Origin of the sequence: Aureimonas sp. AU12 (assembly GCF_001463705.1) — a bacterium.
In the GTDB taxonomy this organism is placed as follows: Bacteria; Pseudomonadota; Alphaproteobacteria; order Rhizobiales; family Rhizobiaceae; genus Aureimonas.
Genome location: NZ_BBWH01000005.1, coordinates 13717 through 27221, shown reverse-complemented (window position 1 = coordinate 27221; position 13505 = coordinate 13717). Strand labels below are relative to the sequence as shown.

General features: G+C 69.3%; 14 protein-coding genes. 11 read left to right on the top strand and 3 right to left on the bottom strand.

From position 1 onward, the window contains the following. Positions 1-33 precede the first annotated feature (33 nt). Entirely contained in the window at positions 34-840 is an 807-nt protein-coding gene (locus tag AUL33_RS02800; protein ID WP_082652270.1) for a DeoR/GlpR family DNA-binding transcription regulator, read from the top strand. A gap of 18 nt (positions 841-858) precedes the next feature. Here the strand turns inward: AUL33_RS02800 and AUL33_RS02795 are convergent, their stop codons facing one another. Continuing rightward, complete coding sequence (locus AUL33_RS02795) at positions 859-1998, bottom strand: Gfo/Idh/MocA family protein (protein ID WP_082652278.1); 1140 nt, start codon at positions 1996-1998, stop codon at positions 859-861. Between the two features lie 205 nt (positions 1999-2203). Between AUL33_RS02795 and AUL33_RS02790 the strand changes: the two genes are divergently transcribed. Genes AUL33_RS02790 through AUL33_RS02745 form a run of 10 tightly spaced genes read left to right on the top strand, consistent with a single transcriptional unit; the run spans position 2204 to position 11749 of the window. Continuing rightward, the gene (locus AUL33_RS02790; protein WP_244491915.1) at positions 2204-3613 is read left to right on the top strand and encodes an ABC transporter substrate-binding protein; all 1410 of its coding nucleotides are present in this window, start codon (positions 2204-2206) and stop codon (positions 3611-3613) included. Between the two features lie 29 nt (positions 3614-3642). Continuing rightward, positions 3643-4551, top strand: coding sequence for a carbohydrate ABC transporter permease (locus tag AUL33_RS02785; protein WP_062203556.1), 909 nt, complete (start codon positions 3643-3645; stop codon positions 4549-4551). After that, positions 4548-5384 (top strand): carbohydrate ABC transporter permease, encoded by an 837-nt coding sequence (locus AUL33_RS02780; protein WP_062203424.1) that lies wholly within the window; start codon positions 4548-4550, stop codon positions 5382-5384. Before AUL33_RS02785 ends, AUL33_RS02780 begins: the two co-directional genes overlap by 4 nt. Before the next feature lie 5 nt (positions 5385-5389). Further along, complete coding sequence (locus AUL33_RS02775) at positions 5390-6211, top strand: sugar phosphate isomerase/epimerase (RefSeq protein ID WP_062203554.1); 822 nt, start codon at positions 5390-5392, stop codon at positions 6209-6211. Between the two features lie 11 nt (positions 6212-6222). Then, positions 6223-7299 (top strand): Gfo/Idh/MocA family protein, encoded by a 1077-nt coding sequence (locus AUL33_RS02770; RefSeq protein WP_062203421.1) that lies wholly within the window; start codon positions 6223-6225, stop codon positions 7297-7299. Then, positions 7299-8120 (top strand): sugar phosphate isomerase/epimerase, encoded by an 822-nt coding sequence (locus tag AUL33_RS02765; RefSeq protein ID WP_062203420.1) that lies wholly within the window; start codon positions 7299-7301, stop codon positions 8118-8120. The genes AUL33_RS02770 and AUL33_RS02765 overlap by 1 nt, the downstream gene beginning before the upstream one ends. Then, positions 8117-8956: an alpha/beta fold hydrolase gene (locus tag AUL33_RS02760; protein WP_062203418.1), complete on the top strand. Its 840-nt coding sequence runs from the start codon at positions 8117-8119 to the stop codon at positions 8954-8956. Before AUL33_RS02765 ends, AUL33_RS02760 begins: the two co-directional genes overlap by 4 nt. Further along, on the top strand, positions 8953-9660 hold the full coding sequence (locus AUL33_RS02755) for a ribulose-phosphate 3-epimerase (protein ID WP_062203415.1): 708 nt from the start codon (positions 8953-8955) through the stop codon (positions 9658-9660). Before AUL33_RS02760 ends, AUL33_RS02755 begins: the two co-directional genes overlap by 4 nt. Next, a complete protein-coding gene (locus AUL33_RS02750) occupies positions 9660-10610 on the top strand; it encodes an ROK family protein (RefSeq protein ID WP_062203413.1) in 951 nt (316 codons plus the stop codon). The genes AUL33_RS02755 and AUL33_RS02750 overlap by 1 nt, the downstream gene beginning before the upstream one ends. Before the next feature lie 38 nt (positions 10611-10648). Continuing rightward, positions 10649-11749: an ABC transporter ATP-binding protein gene (locus AUL33_RS02745; protein WP_062203411.1), complete on the top strand. Its 1101-nt coding sequence runs from the start codon at positions 10649-10651 to the stop codon at positions 11747-11749. Positions 11750-11780: 31 nt separating this feature from the next. Here the strand turns inward: AUL33_RS02745 and AUL33_RS02740 are convergent, their stop codons facing one another. Together AUL33_RS02740 and AUL33_RS02735 are read right to left on the bottom strand one after the other, a co-directional pair. Next, positions 11781-12755, bottom strand: coding sequence for an alpha/beta hydrolase (locus AUL33_RS02740; RefSeq protein ID WP_244491913.1), 975 nt, complete (start codon positions 12753-12755; stop codon positions 11781-11783). Between the two features lie 8 nt (positions 12756-12763). After that, on the bottom strand, positions 12764-13429 hold the full coding sequence (locus AUL33_RS02735; RefSeq protein WP_062203408.1) for a class II aldolase/adducin family protein: 666 nt from the start codon (positions 13427-13429) through the stop codon (positions 12764-12766). Between the last annotated feature and the right edge of the window lie 76 nt (positions 13430-13505).

The following is a 13505-nucleotide window of genomic DNA, read 5'->3' as shown; positions in this document are numbered from 1 at the left end:
TGGCGACGGGGCGAGCCACGGGACGACAGCGACATGGACGACGGCGAGACGAGACGCGAGACGAGCGAGCGGACCGCCGCGCTTCCGGCCATGCGCCAGAACCGCCTCATCCACCTTCTCAACGAGCGCGGGCAGGTGACGGTCGCCGAACTCGTCGCGCTGTTCGACGTCTCGCGCGACACGATCCGCCGGGATCTCGACGTTCTCGAAGAGCGCGAGCTGCTGGTGCGCACCCATGGCGGCGCCGTGCGCAACGACCGGATGGTGCGCGTCGACACGACGCTCGGCCAGCGCATGGACGAGCATTCCGATGCCAAGCTGCGCATCGCGCGGGCCGGGGCGCGGCTGGTGCGCGACGGCGAGACGCTGATCCTCAACGGCGGCTCGACCACATGCTACTTTGCCGGCGAGCTCGGCGGGCACCGCGATCTGACGCTGGTGACCAACAACATGCGCATTCCCCCCGTCGTGTCGGATGCCAGCGTGCGGGCGCTGCAGATTCTCGGCGGGGCCTACTGGTCGGTGTCGCAGGTGACGATCGGCGCGATCGGCTTCCCGAGCGTCGCCGGCATCCGCGCCGATACGGCGGTGATCGGTGCGGCCGCGCTCTCGGCCGCCGGGCCTTCGGTCGGCCGGCTGGAGGAGGCGGTGGGAACGGCGGCGATGATCGACATCGCCGACCGCACGGTGCTCCTCATCGACAGCTCGAAGTTCGACGCGGAAGCCTTTGCCCGCATTGCGCCGCTCGACCGGATCCAGCATCTGGTGACCGACGCCGAGCCCGACGGCGTGCTGCGCGAGGCGCTCGACGCGGCCGACGTGCAGATCACGGTGTGCTGACCATCCGCAGCGATGGTTTCAACCCGCCTGGAGGGCCGCCGCCTCGGCTTCACCGAGCGCGGCCGGGCGCACGTCGCCGGCGGGCGCTATGTCCACGGGCGTTCCGGTCTCGCCGGCCGTCAGTACCGATTCCATGATCTCCAGCACGTGCAATGCGAGATCGCCCGAGGCGCGGGGTTTGCGCCCCGTGCGCAGCGCCTCGGCGAGATCGGCGACGCCGAGCATCCGGTAGTTGGCGCGGTCGGGCGCGGCGAAGGGCCAGTTGATTGCGCCGTGGAGGCTGCCCGCCGTCGAGCGCTCGTCCCAGCCCGTGCCGCGGGCATTGAGCGCCACTGTGCCGCCGAACGTGTCGGGGTCGGGCAGGCGCAGAGAGCCCTCCGTGCCATGCAGTTCGATCGGATGGTTGCCGTGAGCGAAGACGTCCCAGCTCATCAACAGCGTCACCGCCGCGCCCGACTGGAATTCCAGCAGCGCCATCACGGTCGTCGGCGTTCCCACCGCGAAACTCGTGCCCTGGAACGGGCCCTCGGCGGTGATCGTGCGCTCCTTCTGCCCCTTGCGGGAGACCGCCGAGACCCGCGCCACCGGCCCGAGCAGGCTGACGAGCATCGTGATGTAATACGGCCCCATGTCGAGCACCGGCCCGCCGCCCGGCTGGTAGTAGAATTGCGGATTGGGGTGCCAGTGCTCCATGCCGCGCCCCATCATGAAGGCGGTGCCGGTGACGGGGGTGCCGATCGCGCCCTCGTCCATTAGTCGGCGGGCGAGCCGACCGGCCGCGCCGAGGAACGTGTCGGGCGCCGAGCCGACGAGGAGGCCGCGCGCCCCCGCTTCCGCGACGATGCGCCGGCCCTCCGCGGCGGTGACGCCGAGCGGCTTCTCGGTGAAGACATGCTTGCCGCTGGCGAGCGCGCGCATCGAGACGTCGAAATGCGCGGTCGGGATCGTCAGGTTGAGGACGAGATCGATGTCGGGCGAGGCGATCAGTTCGTCCACGCCCATCGCAGGCACGCTGTATTCGCGCGAGCGCAGCGCCGCCATCTCGGGCGAGAGATCGGCGCAGGCCGCAAGGCGAACGCCGGGAAACAGCGCGGCATTGCGCATGTAGGTCATCGCGATGTTGCCGCAGCCGACGACGCCGATCCGCAAGGGTTTCATCCCATCCTCCATTCGCCGTCTTCTCGAATTCCCGGGACGGCTCCCGTCGTTGATGCGCCAGCATGCGGCATTTCTCAAGCCGTGTTTGCGAGTATCGTGCGCTTTTGTGCGTGATTCTGCTTGACTGCCAGCGAGATCAGCGCAGACTGCAGGACAATCAAAAGCGATCCGCGGACAACGAGCCGCCGGGCACTGGGAGAGAACGATGTCCAAGTTTGAAACCGACATGCCTGTCGGCGCGCCGACGCGTCACGACGCCGCAACGCCCGCCTGCGAGGCGGCGCCTGCGGCTGCGTCCGCCGTCAACGCCCCGACCGACCGCCGCCGCTTCCTGCAGGGTGCGGGCCTGATGGCCGGCGCGGCGGTCTTCGGCGGCCTGTCCGGCGGCGCGATGATGGCGGGTTTCCCGAGTGTGGCGCGGGCGCAATCGCGCACCGAGATCACCTTCGCCAGCGCCCGGTTCTTCGGCAAGCAGACGATCGCGGAGATCGTCGACATGTACAATCAGTCCCAGTCGAAGGTTCAGGTCAAATACATTGAGCTGCCGCCGCCGTCCTCATCGACCGAGGTGCATCAGGCGCTGGTGCAGCAGCTGGCCCGCCGCTCCGGCACGCCCGACGTGTTCACGCAGGACGTCGTCTGGATCGCCGAGTTCGCCGGCGCCGGCTGGGCCCTGCCGCTCGACGAATACTTCCCGGCGGCGGAGCGCTCGAACTTCTTCCCCGGCCTGATCGAGGCCTGCACCTACGAGGGCAAGCTGACCGCGCTGCCCTGGTTCGTCGACAGCGGCATGCTCTACTACCGCAAGGATCTGCTCGAGGCGGCCGGCGCCAAGGTGCCGGAGACCTGGGACGAGATGGCCGGGATCGCTGCCGAGATGCAGAAGTCCGGCAAGGTCGATTTCGGCTATCTCTGGCAGGGCAAGCAGGCCGAGGTCCTGGTCTGCGACGTGGTCGAAGCCATCGCTTCGAACGGCGGGTCGATTCTCGGGGCCGACGGCAAGTCTGCGGCGATCAACAGCGACAAGGCGGTGCAGGCCGTCCAGTTCCTCCACGACACGATCAACAAGACGAAGATCTCGCCCTCCGACGTCCTTTCGTGGGACGAGGAGCCCTCGCGTCTGCCCTTCACCGGCGGCCGCGCGGCGTTCCTGCGCAACTGGTCCTACGTCTACCCGATCGCGCAGGATCCGAGCGGCTCATCGGTGGTGGACAAGGTCGGTGTCGCACCACTCCCGCACTTTGCCGGTGGCAAGAGCGCGGCCTGCCTCGGCGGCTACCAGTACGGCATCAACGCCAACACCAAGAACCGCGAGGCGGCGGTCGACTTCCTGACCTGGATGGCCTCGCCCGACACGCAGCTTCACACGGCACTGCAGCTCGGCCTCGCGCCGACCCGCCCGGCCGTGTTCGACAGCGCCAAGCTCGGCGCGGAGCAGCCGTTCATGCAGACGCTGAAGCCCGTCTTCACCGGCGCGACGCCGCGCCCGGTCACCGCGAAATACGCGCAGGTGACACTCGCCGTGCAGTCCGGCGTCTCCCGCGCGCTCGTTTCGGGCGACATCCAGAAGGAGCTCGACGCCGCCGCCCAGCGCATCACCACCATCGTCGCCTGATGGCTGCCGCCTTCGCCGACGCGGCCCTGATGTCCGGTCCCCGAAAGGGGGCCGGACTGTTCGCCCGGCGGCAGATGTCGCCCTGGCTGCTGCTGCTGCCCGCCTTCGTCTCGCTTGGCGCCGTCTCGGTCTATCCCATTCTCAACGGGCTCTGGCTGTCGCTGACCAACACCTCGCTGGTGACGCAGGAGAACGACTTCGTCGGACTCGCGAACTATGTGCTGCTCTGGAACGACACGCTGTTCTGGAACGCCTGGTGGCACACGCTGACCTTCACGCTCGTCTCGACGCTGGCCGAGACGGTGCTGGGCCTTGCCATGGCGCTGCTCCTCTACGAGCCGTTTCGCGGCCGCGCCATCGTGCGCGCGGCGATGCTCGTGCCCTGGGCGATGCCGACGGTGGTGACCTCGAAGATGTTCGGCTGGCTCTTCGACGGGCAGCACGGTCTCGTCAACTACCTGCTGCTGCAGGCCGGCTTCATCGACGCCAACGTCAACTGGTACGGCTCCGTCGACAACGCGCTCGGCACCATCATCTTCGCCGACGTCTGGAAGACGACGCCCTTCATGGCGCTCCTGCTGCTCGCCGGCCTCCACACCATTCCCAAATCGCTGATCGAGGCGGCGCGCATGGACGGCGCCAAGAGCTGGGCGAGCTTCTGGAACGTGCGTCTGCCGCTGCTCTGGCCGACGCTCCTCATCGCCGGCCTGTTCCGCGCGCTCGATGCCTTCCGCGTCTTCGACCTCGTCTACGTGCTGACCGGCGGCGGCCCCGCCGATTCCACCGAGACGCTCTCGACGCTTTCCTACAAGATCCTCTTCTCGACCCTGCAGTTCGGCTACGGCTCGACCATCTCGACGGCGATGTTCGTCACCGAGGCGATCATCGCCGTCGGCTTCGGTATCTTCGTGGTGCGCCAAATGCGGAGGGCGGGATGAACGAGACCCGGCCGTTCCTGCACAGCTTCGTCCTCTATCTCGGCGGGGCGCTCATCCTTCTCTGGTCGGGCGGGCCCTTCGTCTGGCAACTCTCAACCTCGTTCCAGCTCGACCGCGAGCTGACGGCGGGGACGCCGACCTTCTTCCCCGATCCGTTCACGTGGGAGCACTACCGCAACATCTTCGTCGAGAAGCAGTTTCAGGACTACGTGATCAATTCGGTGATCGTCGCCGGCCTCACCACGATCGTCTGCCTCTTCATTGGGGCGCTCGCGGCCTTCGCCCTGTCGCGGCTCGACGTGAAGGGCCGGTTCGGGGTTCTCGGACTGATCCTGTCGATCTCGATGTTCCCGCAGATCGCGCTCGTCGGCCCGCTCTATCTCGTGGCCGCCAACCTTGGCCTCCTCGACACGTTCGCCGGCCTCGTCATCACCTACGTGGCGCTCGGCCTGCCGCTCGTGACCTGGGTGCTCTTCGGTTATTTCGAGACCCTGCCGCGCGAGATCGACGAGGCCGCGCGCATGGACGGCGTCTCGACGCTGGGCCTCCTGTTCCGCATTATCCTGCCGATGTCGCTGCCGAGCCTCGTCACCACCGGGCTTCTGGCCTTCATCGCGGCGTGGAACGAGTTCATGTTCGCGCTCGCCTTCACCTCCACCATCGAGCACCAGACGATCCCGGTCGGCATCGCCAACTTCACCAACCTCTACTACGTGCCCTGGGGCGACATCGCGGCCGCGTCCGTTGTCGTCACCGTACCGCTCATCGCTCTCGTCCTTGTGTTCCAGCGCCACATCATCGAGGGGCTGACGCAGGGCGGCGTCAAGGAATGACCGACATGACCACGACGGACCTCAAGGTCGGATGCCAGACCTTCACCTGGGAAATGCTGGGCGACGACTTCCGCGGCGGCCCCGACGACCTTCTCGAAGCCATTGCCGGGGCCGGCTACGCCGGCATCGAGATCACCGACACGATGATCGGCCACTATGCCGGCAAGCCGGGCGAATTCGGCCGCTCGCTTAGCGATCACGGCCTCGAACTCGTCTCCTTCGCGATGGGTTCGAAGAGCGGCTTCACCGAGGCCGACGAGGTGGAGAACGACCTGGAGGCGGTGAAGCGCTGGCTCGATTTCGCCGGACGCTTTCCCGGCGCGCTCGTCTCGATGGGCTCGGCGACGGTGATGTCGGACGGCCCGCGCGAGGACAAGTTTCGCGTCGCCGCCGAGGTCTACAACCGCGCCGGCGCGCTGGGCCGCACGGCGGGTGTCCAGGTCGCCGTCCATCCGAGCTCGCATCATGACACGCTGCTCTTTGATCGCGGCGACTACGACACGCTCTTCGCGCTGCTCGATCCCGTGCTCGTCGGCTGGGTGCCCGACACCGGTCACATCCTGCGCGGCCACGCCGACATCCTCGACACGCTGCGCACCCACAAGGAGCGCATCCGCTACCTGCATCTCAAGGATGTCGACGCGACCGGCACCTGGGCGATGCTGGGGAAGGGCGCCTGCGACACCGGGGCGGTGATCGAGATCGTGCGCTCGGCGCCGCATTTCAACGGCTGGCTGGTGCTGGAGGAGGAGTCGGCCGAGGCCGCCGCCGATCCCACTGCTGCCGTGACGACCAACCGCGAAACCATGCGGCGCTACGGCGCCTGAGGACGAGTTCGATGCTGAAGAAGGACGATCGCCGGCTGCGCGTCGGCGTGCTCGGATGCGGGCCCATCGCTCAGTTCGCGCATCTGGAATCCTGCGTGAAGGCGCGCAACGCCGACCTCTACGCCATCTGCGATGCCGCGCCCGATCTTCTGGCGCGCATGGCCGCGACCTACGAGCCAACCAAAAGCTACGCCGATTACGACGCGATGCTCGCCGACCCCGCGCTCGACGCGGTGATCGTCGCGACGTCGGATGCCTATCACGTGCCAATGACGCTGAAGGCGCTGGAGGCCGGCAAGCACGTGCTCTGCGAGAAGCCGGTCGGCGTCTCGGTGGCCGAGGGCGAGGCGCTGGCGGCCACCGTCGCCCGTTCGGGGCGCACGTACCAGGTCGGGCACATGAAGCGCTTCGACCCGGCGCTGGAGGCGGCGCGCGACTTCGTGCGGGACGAGATGGGCGAGGTGCTGGCGCTGAAGGCCTGGTATTGCGACTCGACCCACCGCTACACCAACACCGACGCCGTGCAACCGCTGCCCGTCACCTCGAAGCTGGCGCGGAAGCCCGGCGGCAATCCGAAGGCGGACCTCCGGCAGTATTTTATGCTGGCGCACGGCTCGCATCTCGTCGATACCGCGCGCTTCCTCTGCGGCGAGATCGTCGCCGTGCGCGCACGGCTGCGCGAGAAGTTCGGCGCCTATTGCTGGTTCGTCGAGACGGAATTCGCCTCCGGTGCACTCGGCCATCTCGACCTGACGGTGGCCGTGCGAATGGACTGGTTCGAGGGCTTCCAGCTCTACGGCGAGAACGGCTCGGTGCTCGCCAAGACCTTCAACCCTTGGTACTTCCGCGCCTCCGAGGTCGAGATCTTCCATGAGAAGACCGCGACGACGCACAAGCCGCTCGGCGCCGACGGGCACTTCTTCCGTCGCCAGCTCGAAGGCTTCGCCGACACGATCCTCGACGGTGCGCCGATGCGAGGGGCTGATGCCGCGGACGGCGTGGCCTCGATCCGCGCCATGGTCGCCATCGCTCGTTCGGTCGAGACCGGCGCGCGCGTCGAACTCGCCTCCGTGACGGGAGCGGTGTGATGCGGCTCGGCATCTTCGCCAAGACCTTTCCCGGCACCGACCCGGCGTCCGTCCTCACGGCGGTGGCGGCAACCGGCTACGAGACCACGCAGTTCAACCTCGCCTGCGCCGGCCTCGCCTCGATGCCCGACGAGGTGCCGCCGGAGGCGATCGCGGCCATCTGCGCGGCGTCGGCATCGAGCGGCGTCTCCCTCGCGGCGTTGTCGGGCACCTACAACATGGCGCACACCGACCCCGTGGTTCGCAGTGACGGCCTGCGCCGTCTCACTGTGATCATCGAGACGGCGCAGGCGCTCGCCATCCCGCTGGTGACGCTCTGCACCGGCACCCGGCACCCGACCGACCAGTGGGCCCATCATCCTGCGAATGCCGACCCCTCGGCCTGGGCCGACATGGCCGCCGAGATGGCCACGGCGCTGGATCTGGCGGAGCGCCACGGCATCGATCTCGGCATCGAGCCCGAACAGGCCAATATCGTGACCTCGACCGCCGATGCCGCGCGCCTCGCCGCCGAGATGGGCTCGCCGCGCCTTCGCGTCGTGCTCGACCCCGCCAACCTCTTCGAGGCCGGGAGCCCGGACGAGGCCCGGCAGATCGTCGCGCGCTCGGTGGACGAGGCAGCACCGCTCATCGCCATGGCCCACGCCAAGGACCGCTACCCCGACGGGCGCTTCGCCACCGCGGGCCAGGGCGTCGTCGACTTTCCCGACTTCCTCCGCCGGCTTCGCGCCGCCGGGTTCGACGGCCCGCTCGTCACCCACGGGCTGGCCGCCGAAGACGCCGCCGACGTCGCGGCGTTCCTGCGCGGCGCGCTGCCATGAACGAGCGTTGGATCACGCGAGGCGGCGCGCGGCTGCGGCTGGTGGAAGCAGGCGAGGGGCGTAGTGCGCTCTTCCAGCACGGCCTCGGCGGCGATGCCACGCAGGCCGAAGGCAATTTCCCGGATGAAGCCGGCTGGCGCCGGCTGACGCTGGAATGCCGGGCGCAGGGCCAATCCGAGCCGGGCGCGACGCGGCCCTTCTCGATCGCGATGTTCGCGGAGGATGCGGTGGCTGCGGCCGAGGCCGTGGGCCTGCAGCGCTTCGTGGCCGGCGGCGTGTCGATGGGTGCGGCGATCGCGCTGCGGCTGGCGGTGACGCGGCCGGACCTTGTCTCGGCGCTCGTTCTCGTGCGCCCCGCTTGGGCAGCGGAGGCCGCGCCGGCCAACATGCGCCCCTATGCGGCGGCGGCGGCGGCGATGCGACGGCATCCCGGCGACCCGGCGGCGGCGCGTGCGGCCTTCGTGGATTCCGCGCAAGCCCGGCGGTTGGCCGAACTCTCGCCCGACAATCACGCCTCGCTCACCGGCTTCTTCGACCGGCCCGACCTCGCCTCGACAGCCGATCTGTTGGATGACGTCGCCTCCGATGGACCCGGCGTCTCGCGAGCCGAGATCGCGGCGCTGAGGCTCCCCGTGCTCGTCGTCGGCAATGGCGAGGACGACGTGCATCCGCTGGCGCTGGCGCGCGAACTCGCCGACCTCATCCCCGACGCCCGCCTCATTGAAGTGCCGGCGAAGGCCGCGGACAAGGGCGTGCATCAGGCCGCCGTGCGGTACGCCATTTCCAGTTTTCTCGCGGCGCTGCCGCTCGCCCCGTCCGAAGGGATCCCCCGATGACCGACCGTTTCTCGCTCGCCTCGCTGCCGCGCGACCGCCTTCTCGGCGAATTCTCGCTCTGGTCGGCCGACCTCGCCAATCTCGAGGCCGACCTCAAGCGCACGCACGACCATGTCGATCTCTACCATATCGACGTCGCCGATGGTCGCTTCGCGCCGACTTTCCTCTTCTTCCCCGATCAGGTGGCCCGCATCGCCAAGCTGACCGACCGCCCGCTGCATGTGCACCTGATGGTCGAGGCCGACATCGTGGAGGCGCAGGCGATGCAGTTCGCCGAGGCCGGGGCGCATCTGATCAGCGTCCACGCCGAAAATGGCGAGGCCGGGCTGCGGGCGTTGCGCGCGGTGGCCAGGATGGGCGTCGCCGGCGGTGTCGTGCTGCGGCTGGAAACGCCGGTCGCCGCCATCGAGCCCTTCGTCGGCGAGGTGTCCTTCGTTACCCTTCTCGGCACCGCGATCGGCGTGAAGGGGCAGGGCCTGTCGGACACGGCCTGCCCGCGTCTGGAAGAAGCCCGCGCGATCCTGCGCCGTCATGGGCGTGAGGGTGACATCGTGCTCGCCGCCGATGGCGGTATCCGGCAGGAGACCGTGCCGCGCCTTCGCGGAGCCGGAGCCGAGACCGTGGTGCTGGGCTCGCTGGCCTTCGGCGACCCCGATCTCGCCGACCGCATGCGCTGGCTGCATGACTTGAAGATCGCCGCCTGATGCCCGAGCCGCTCGCCCTCGCGGTCGATCTCGGCGGCACGGAACTGCGTGCGGCCGCGGTGGCGCCGGGCGGGCGCATCCTTACGGAAGCGGGGACGCCGACCGATGCGATGGCCGGGCCGGAACGCGTGATCGACCAGATCGTCGCTCTCCTCGCCGATGCGCGATCGCGCGTTCCCGACCTCGAAATCCTCGGCCTCGGCATCGGCGCGCCCGGGCCGCTCGACCCCATCGCCGGCATCTCCATCGCGCCGCCGACGCTGCGCGGCTGGCACGACGTGCCGCTGGCTGCGATCCTGCGTGATCGTCTCGGCCTGCCCGTTCGTTTGGAGAACGACGCCAACGCCGCGGCGCTCGGCGAATGGCGCTACGGCGCCGGCCGGGGCTTGGCGTCGATCGTCTTCGTCACCGTCTCCACCGGCATCGGCGGCGGCGTGGTGGCCGACGGGCGCATCCTGCACGGGCGCCGGGGGTTGGCGGCCGAGATCGGCCACATGACGATCACCGAGAGCGGCGGGCGCTGCTTCTGCGGCGCGGTCGGCTGCTTCGAGGCGGTGGCGTCCGGCTCGGCGCTCGGCTGGAGCGCCACCAAGGCAACCAGCCCCGGCGACGGATCGCGCCTGCGGGCACTCTCGGCAGACGGCGCGGTCACCGCGCGCCACGTGGCGGACGCGGCGCGCGAGGGTGATCGCCAAGCGCTGGCACTGCTGGCGGAGGAAGCCCGCTGGCTCGGCATCGGCTTCACCAATCTCCTCCACCTCTATTCGCCCGAAGCGATCGTCGTCGGCGGCGGGCTCTCGGTGGCGCTCGACCTGATGGCAGCTGACATCGCCCGCACGATCACCGAGCGCGCGATGCCCGCCTATCGCGACGTGCCGGTTGTCGCGGCCGGGCTCGGCCGCCATGCCGGCCTCGTCGGCGCGGCGAGCCTCGTGCTCGAAGCCAACTGACGGCCCTTCACGAAGATCCAGGATCGGGAACCCCAGCCATGTCCACCCTCACGCTCCACGACGTCCGCAAGCGCTACGGCTCCTTCGAGGCCATAAAGGGCGTCGATCTCGAGGTCGCCGACCGTGAATTCGTGGTGTTCGTGGGGCCGTCCGGATGCGGCAAGTCCACGCTGCTGCGGATGATCGCCGGGCTGGAGGGCATCACGGGCGGCGAGATCCGCATCGACGGCGCGCGCGTCAACGAGATCGGCCCGGCCGACCGGGGTTTGGCGATGGTGTTCCAGTCCTACGCCCTCTATCCGCACATGACGGTGGCCGAGAACATGGCCTTCGCGCTGAAGCTCGCGGGCCTCAGCCGTACCGAGCGCGAGGCCAAGGTACGCGCGGCGGGCGAGGTGCTGCAGCTTGGCGCGCTTCTGGAACGCCGCCCGCGCGAGCTGTCGGGCGGCCAGCGCCAGCGCGTCGCCATCGGCCGCGCCATCGTGCGCGATCCCAAGATCTTCCTGTTCGACGAGCCGCTGTCCAACCTCGACGCGGCGCTGCGCGTGCAGATGCGGCTCGAACTCATGCGCCTGCACGAACGGCTGGCGGCGACGATGATCTACGTCACGCACGACCAGACCGAGGCGATGACCATGGCCGACAAGATCGTCGTCCTCAGCGCCGGCCGCATCGAGCAGGTCGGCAGCCCGCTCGATCTCTACCACCACCCGAAAAACCTCTTCGTCGCCGGCTTCATCGGCTCGCCGAAGATGAACACCCTGTCGGCGCGCGTCGTCTCGAATGAGCGCTCCGGCATCCGGCTGGCGGTGGCCGGCGGCGTCGAACTCGACGTTCCCGTCGAGGGCGCGAGCGTGAAGCCGGGCGAGACCGTGACATTCGGCATCCGGCCGGAACACTTGTCGCTGGACGATTCCGGGGAGCTCGCGGGCCGGACGCTCGTCGCCGAACGGCTCGGCAACGTCACCGTGCTCTATGTCGATCTGGCGGAGGGCGGCACGGTGGTGGTGCAGGTCGACGGCAACGACCCGACCCCGGCGCATGCCCCCGTGCGCCTGCGCGTCCATGCCGCCGCCGGCCACGTGTTTCGCGCCGACGGCGAGGCGCTGCCGCGCATCGAGCGCCATCCGCTGGCCTGAGCGCCGGCAGCCGAAGCAGATCCGGCGCGGATCAGCGCGCCCGGAAGCCGCGCCACGCGGCGGCCGCGTTGCGGATGGCCTCGCGCGATTGCGGGATATGGCGGCCCATCGACACGAAGCCGTGGATGAGGCCCGGCCAGTGCTCCACCGCGACCGGCACCCCGGCGGCGGCGAGGCGGTCGGCATAGGCAATGCCCTCGTCGGAGAGGATGTCGGCTTCGGCGATGGCGACGTAGGCCGGCGGGGCACCGGAGAGATCGGGCGCGCGCAGCGGCGAGAGGCGCCAGTCGGCGATGTCGTCGGCGTTGCGGATCGTTAGATCCCTGAACCAGCGCATGGTGGCGGCGGTCAACCCGTAGCCCTCGGCGAAGCGCCGGACGCTGCCGAAATCCTGTCCGGCGTCGGTGTTGGGATAGAACAGGAGCTGCGCGACCAGCGGCGGCCCGCCGTCCGCACGGCTGCCGAGCGCCGTCACTGCCGCGAGATTGCCGCCGGCGCTGTCGCCGCCGACCGCAATCCCCTCAGGGTCGACTCCGAGCGAGACCGCCTCGCGGCGCAGCCAGGCGAGCGTGTCGGCGGCGTCTTCCACGGCGGCGGGAAAACGATGTTCGGGAGCGAGGCGATAGTCGGGACAGAGCACCACGGCACCGGCCTCGTTGGCCAGAAGCCGGCAGACCTCGTCATGCGAGTCGAGGTTGCCGAGCACCCAGCCCCCGCCATGGAGATAGAGGAGCGCGGGCGCGGCTTCGGCTGTTGCGCCGATCCCGCGATAGAGCCTGCCGGAAATCGAGCCCGCGCTCGTGGCGATCTCGACGTCGCGGACCGAGCCGACCTCCACCCGTTCGCCCTGCACGGCGGGACGCCCGGCACCGTAGGCGGCGCGCGCCATGGCAGGCGTTCCCGTCTCGAACGGGGCCACCGAAGGGTCCGCCAGAGCCAGCACCGCCCGCGCGCCGTCCGTCAGGTTCACGCTCATCGCCGTCTCGCCTCCCGAACCGTCGTGCATGCCGTCGTTCAGGCCGGATCGGGCAGCAAGCCGTAGCTGCCGAAGCCGCGCAGCGTCTCGTCGATCTCGGCGTCGGACAGGATCGCCGGGCCGCCGGGCAGCTGCAGGCTGTAATAATACTGCTTGGCCAGCGTCTCCAATTCAACGGCGCGCCACATCGCCTTGTCCAGCGTCTCGCCCATGGCGATCATGCCGTGATTGGCGAGAAGGCAGGCGGTGCGACCCTCCAGCGCTTCGAGCGCCAGGACCGAGAGTTCGGCCGTGCCGTAGCGGGCATAACCGGAGCACTTCACGTCGTTGCCGCCGAAGGCCGCCACCATGTAGTGGCAGGCCGGAATGGCGCGGCGGGTGATGGCAATCACCGTGCAGAAGGTCGCGTGGGCATGGACCACGGCGTTCATGTCGGGCCGCCGCAGCAAAATCTCGCGGTGGAAGCGCCATTCGACGGACGGGGCGATCGGGCCCTCCCAGTGCGACCCGTCGCCGGCGAGCGGCATCGAGACGATCATCTCCGGCGTCAATTGCTCATAGGGCGTCGCGGTCGGCGTGATGAGCATGCGCTCGCCATGGCGGAAGGAGATGTTGCCCGACGTGCCCTGGTTGAGCCCGTTGGCGTTCATCTCCAGGCAGAGATCGATGATCGTCTGCCGGATCCCGCGCTCCTGATCGTCCATCGTCCCATCCTCCCCGGCAAAGCATTGCCGCGAGCTTTAGGCCGCCGAAGACCAGCCCGCAATCACCGCCGTGCCC

Bases quoted from the DNA above. Each gene is read 5' to 3' on its own strand.
- AUL33_RS02800 (WP_082652270.1), top strand. From the start codon at position 34: ATGGACGACGGCGAGACGAGACGCGAGACGAGCGAGCGGACCGCCGCG.
- AUL33_RS02795 (WP_082652278.1), bottom strand. From the start codon at position 1,998: ATGAAACCCTTGCGGATCGGCGTCGTCGGCTGCGGCAACATCGCGATG.
- AUL33_RS02790 (WP_244491915.1), top strand. From the start codon at position 2,204: ATGTCCAAGTTTGAAACCGACATGCCTGTCGGCGCGCCGACGCGTCAC.
- AUL33_RS02785 (WP_062203556.1), top strand. From the start codon at position 3,643: ATGTCCGGTCCCCGAAAGGGGGCCGGACTGTTCGCCCGGCGGCAGATG.
- AUL33_RS02780 (WP_062203424.1), top strand. From the start codon at position 4,548: ATGAACGAGACCCGGCCGTTCCTGCACAGCTTCGTCCTCTATCTCGGC.
- AUL33_RS02775 (WP_062203554.1), top strand. From the start codon at position 5,390: ATGACCACGACGGACCTCAAGGTCGGATGCCAGACCTTCACCTGGGAA.
- AUL33_RS02770 (WP_062203421.1), top strand. From the start codon at position 6,223: ATGCTGAAGAAGGACGATCGCCGGCTGCGCGTCGGCGTGCTCGGATGC.
- AUL33_RS02765 (WP_062203420.1), top strand. From the start codon at position 7,299: ATGCGGCTCGGCATCTTCGCCAAGACCTTTCCCGGCACCGACCCGGCG.
- AUL33_RS02760 (WP_062203418.1), top strand. From the start codon at position 8,117: ATGAACGAGCGTTGGATCACGCGAGGCGGCGCGCGGCTGCGGCTGGTG.
- AUL33_RS02755 (WP_062203415.1), top strand. From the start codon at position 8,953: ATGACCGACCGTTTCTCGCTCGCCTCGCTGCCGCGCGACCGCCTTCTC.
- AUL33_RS02750 (WP_062203413.1), top strand. From the start codon at position 9,660: ATGCCCGAGCCGCTCGCCCTCGCGGTCGATCTCGGCGGCACGGAACTG.
- AUL33_RS02745 (WP_062203411.1), top strand. From the start codon at position 10,649: ATGTCCACCCTCACGCTCCACGACGTCCGCAAGCGCTACGGCTCCTTC.
- AUL33_RS02740 (WP_244491913.1), bottom strand. From the start codon at position 12,755: ATGCACGACGGTTCGGGAGGCGAGACGGCGATGAGCGTGAACCTGACG.
- AUL33_RS02735 (WP_062203408.1), bottom strand. From the start codon at position 13,429: ATGGACGATCAGGAGCGCGGGATCCGGCAGACGATCATCGATCTCTGC.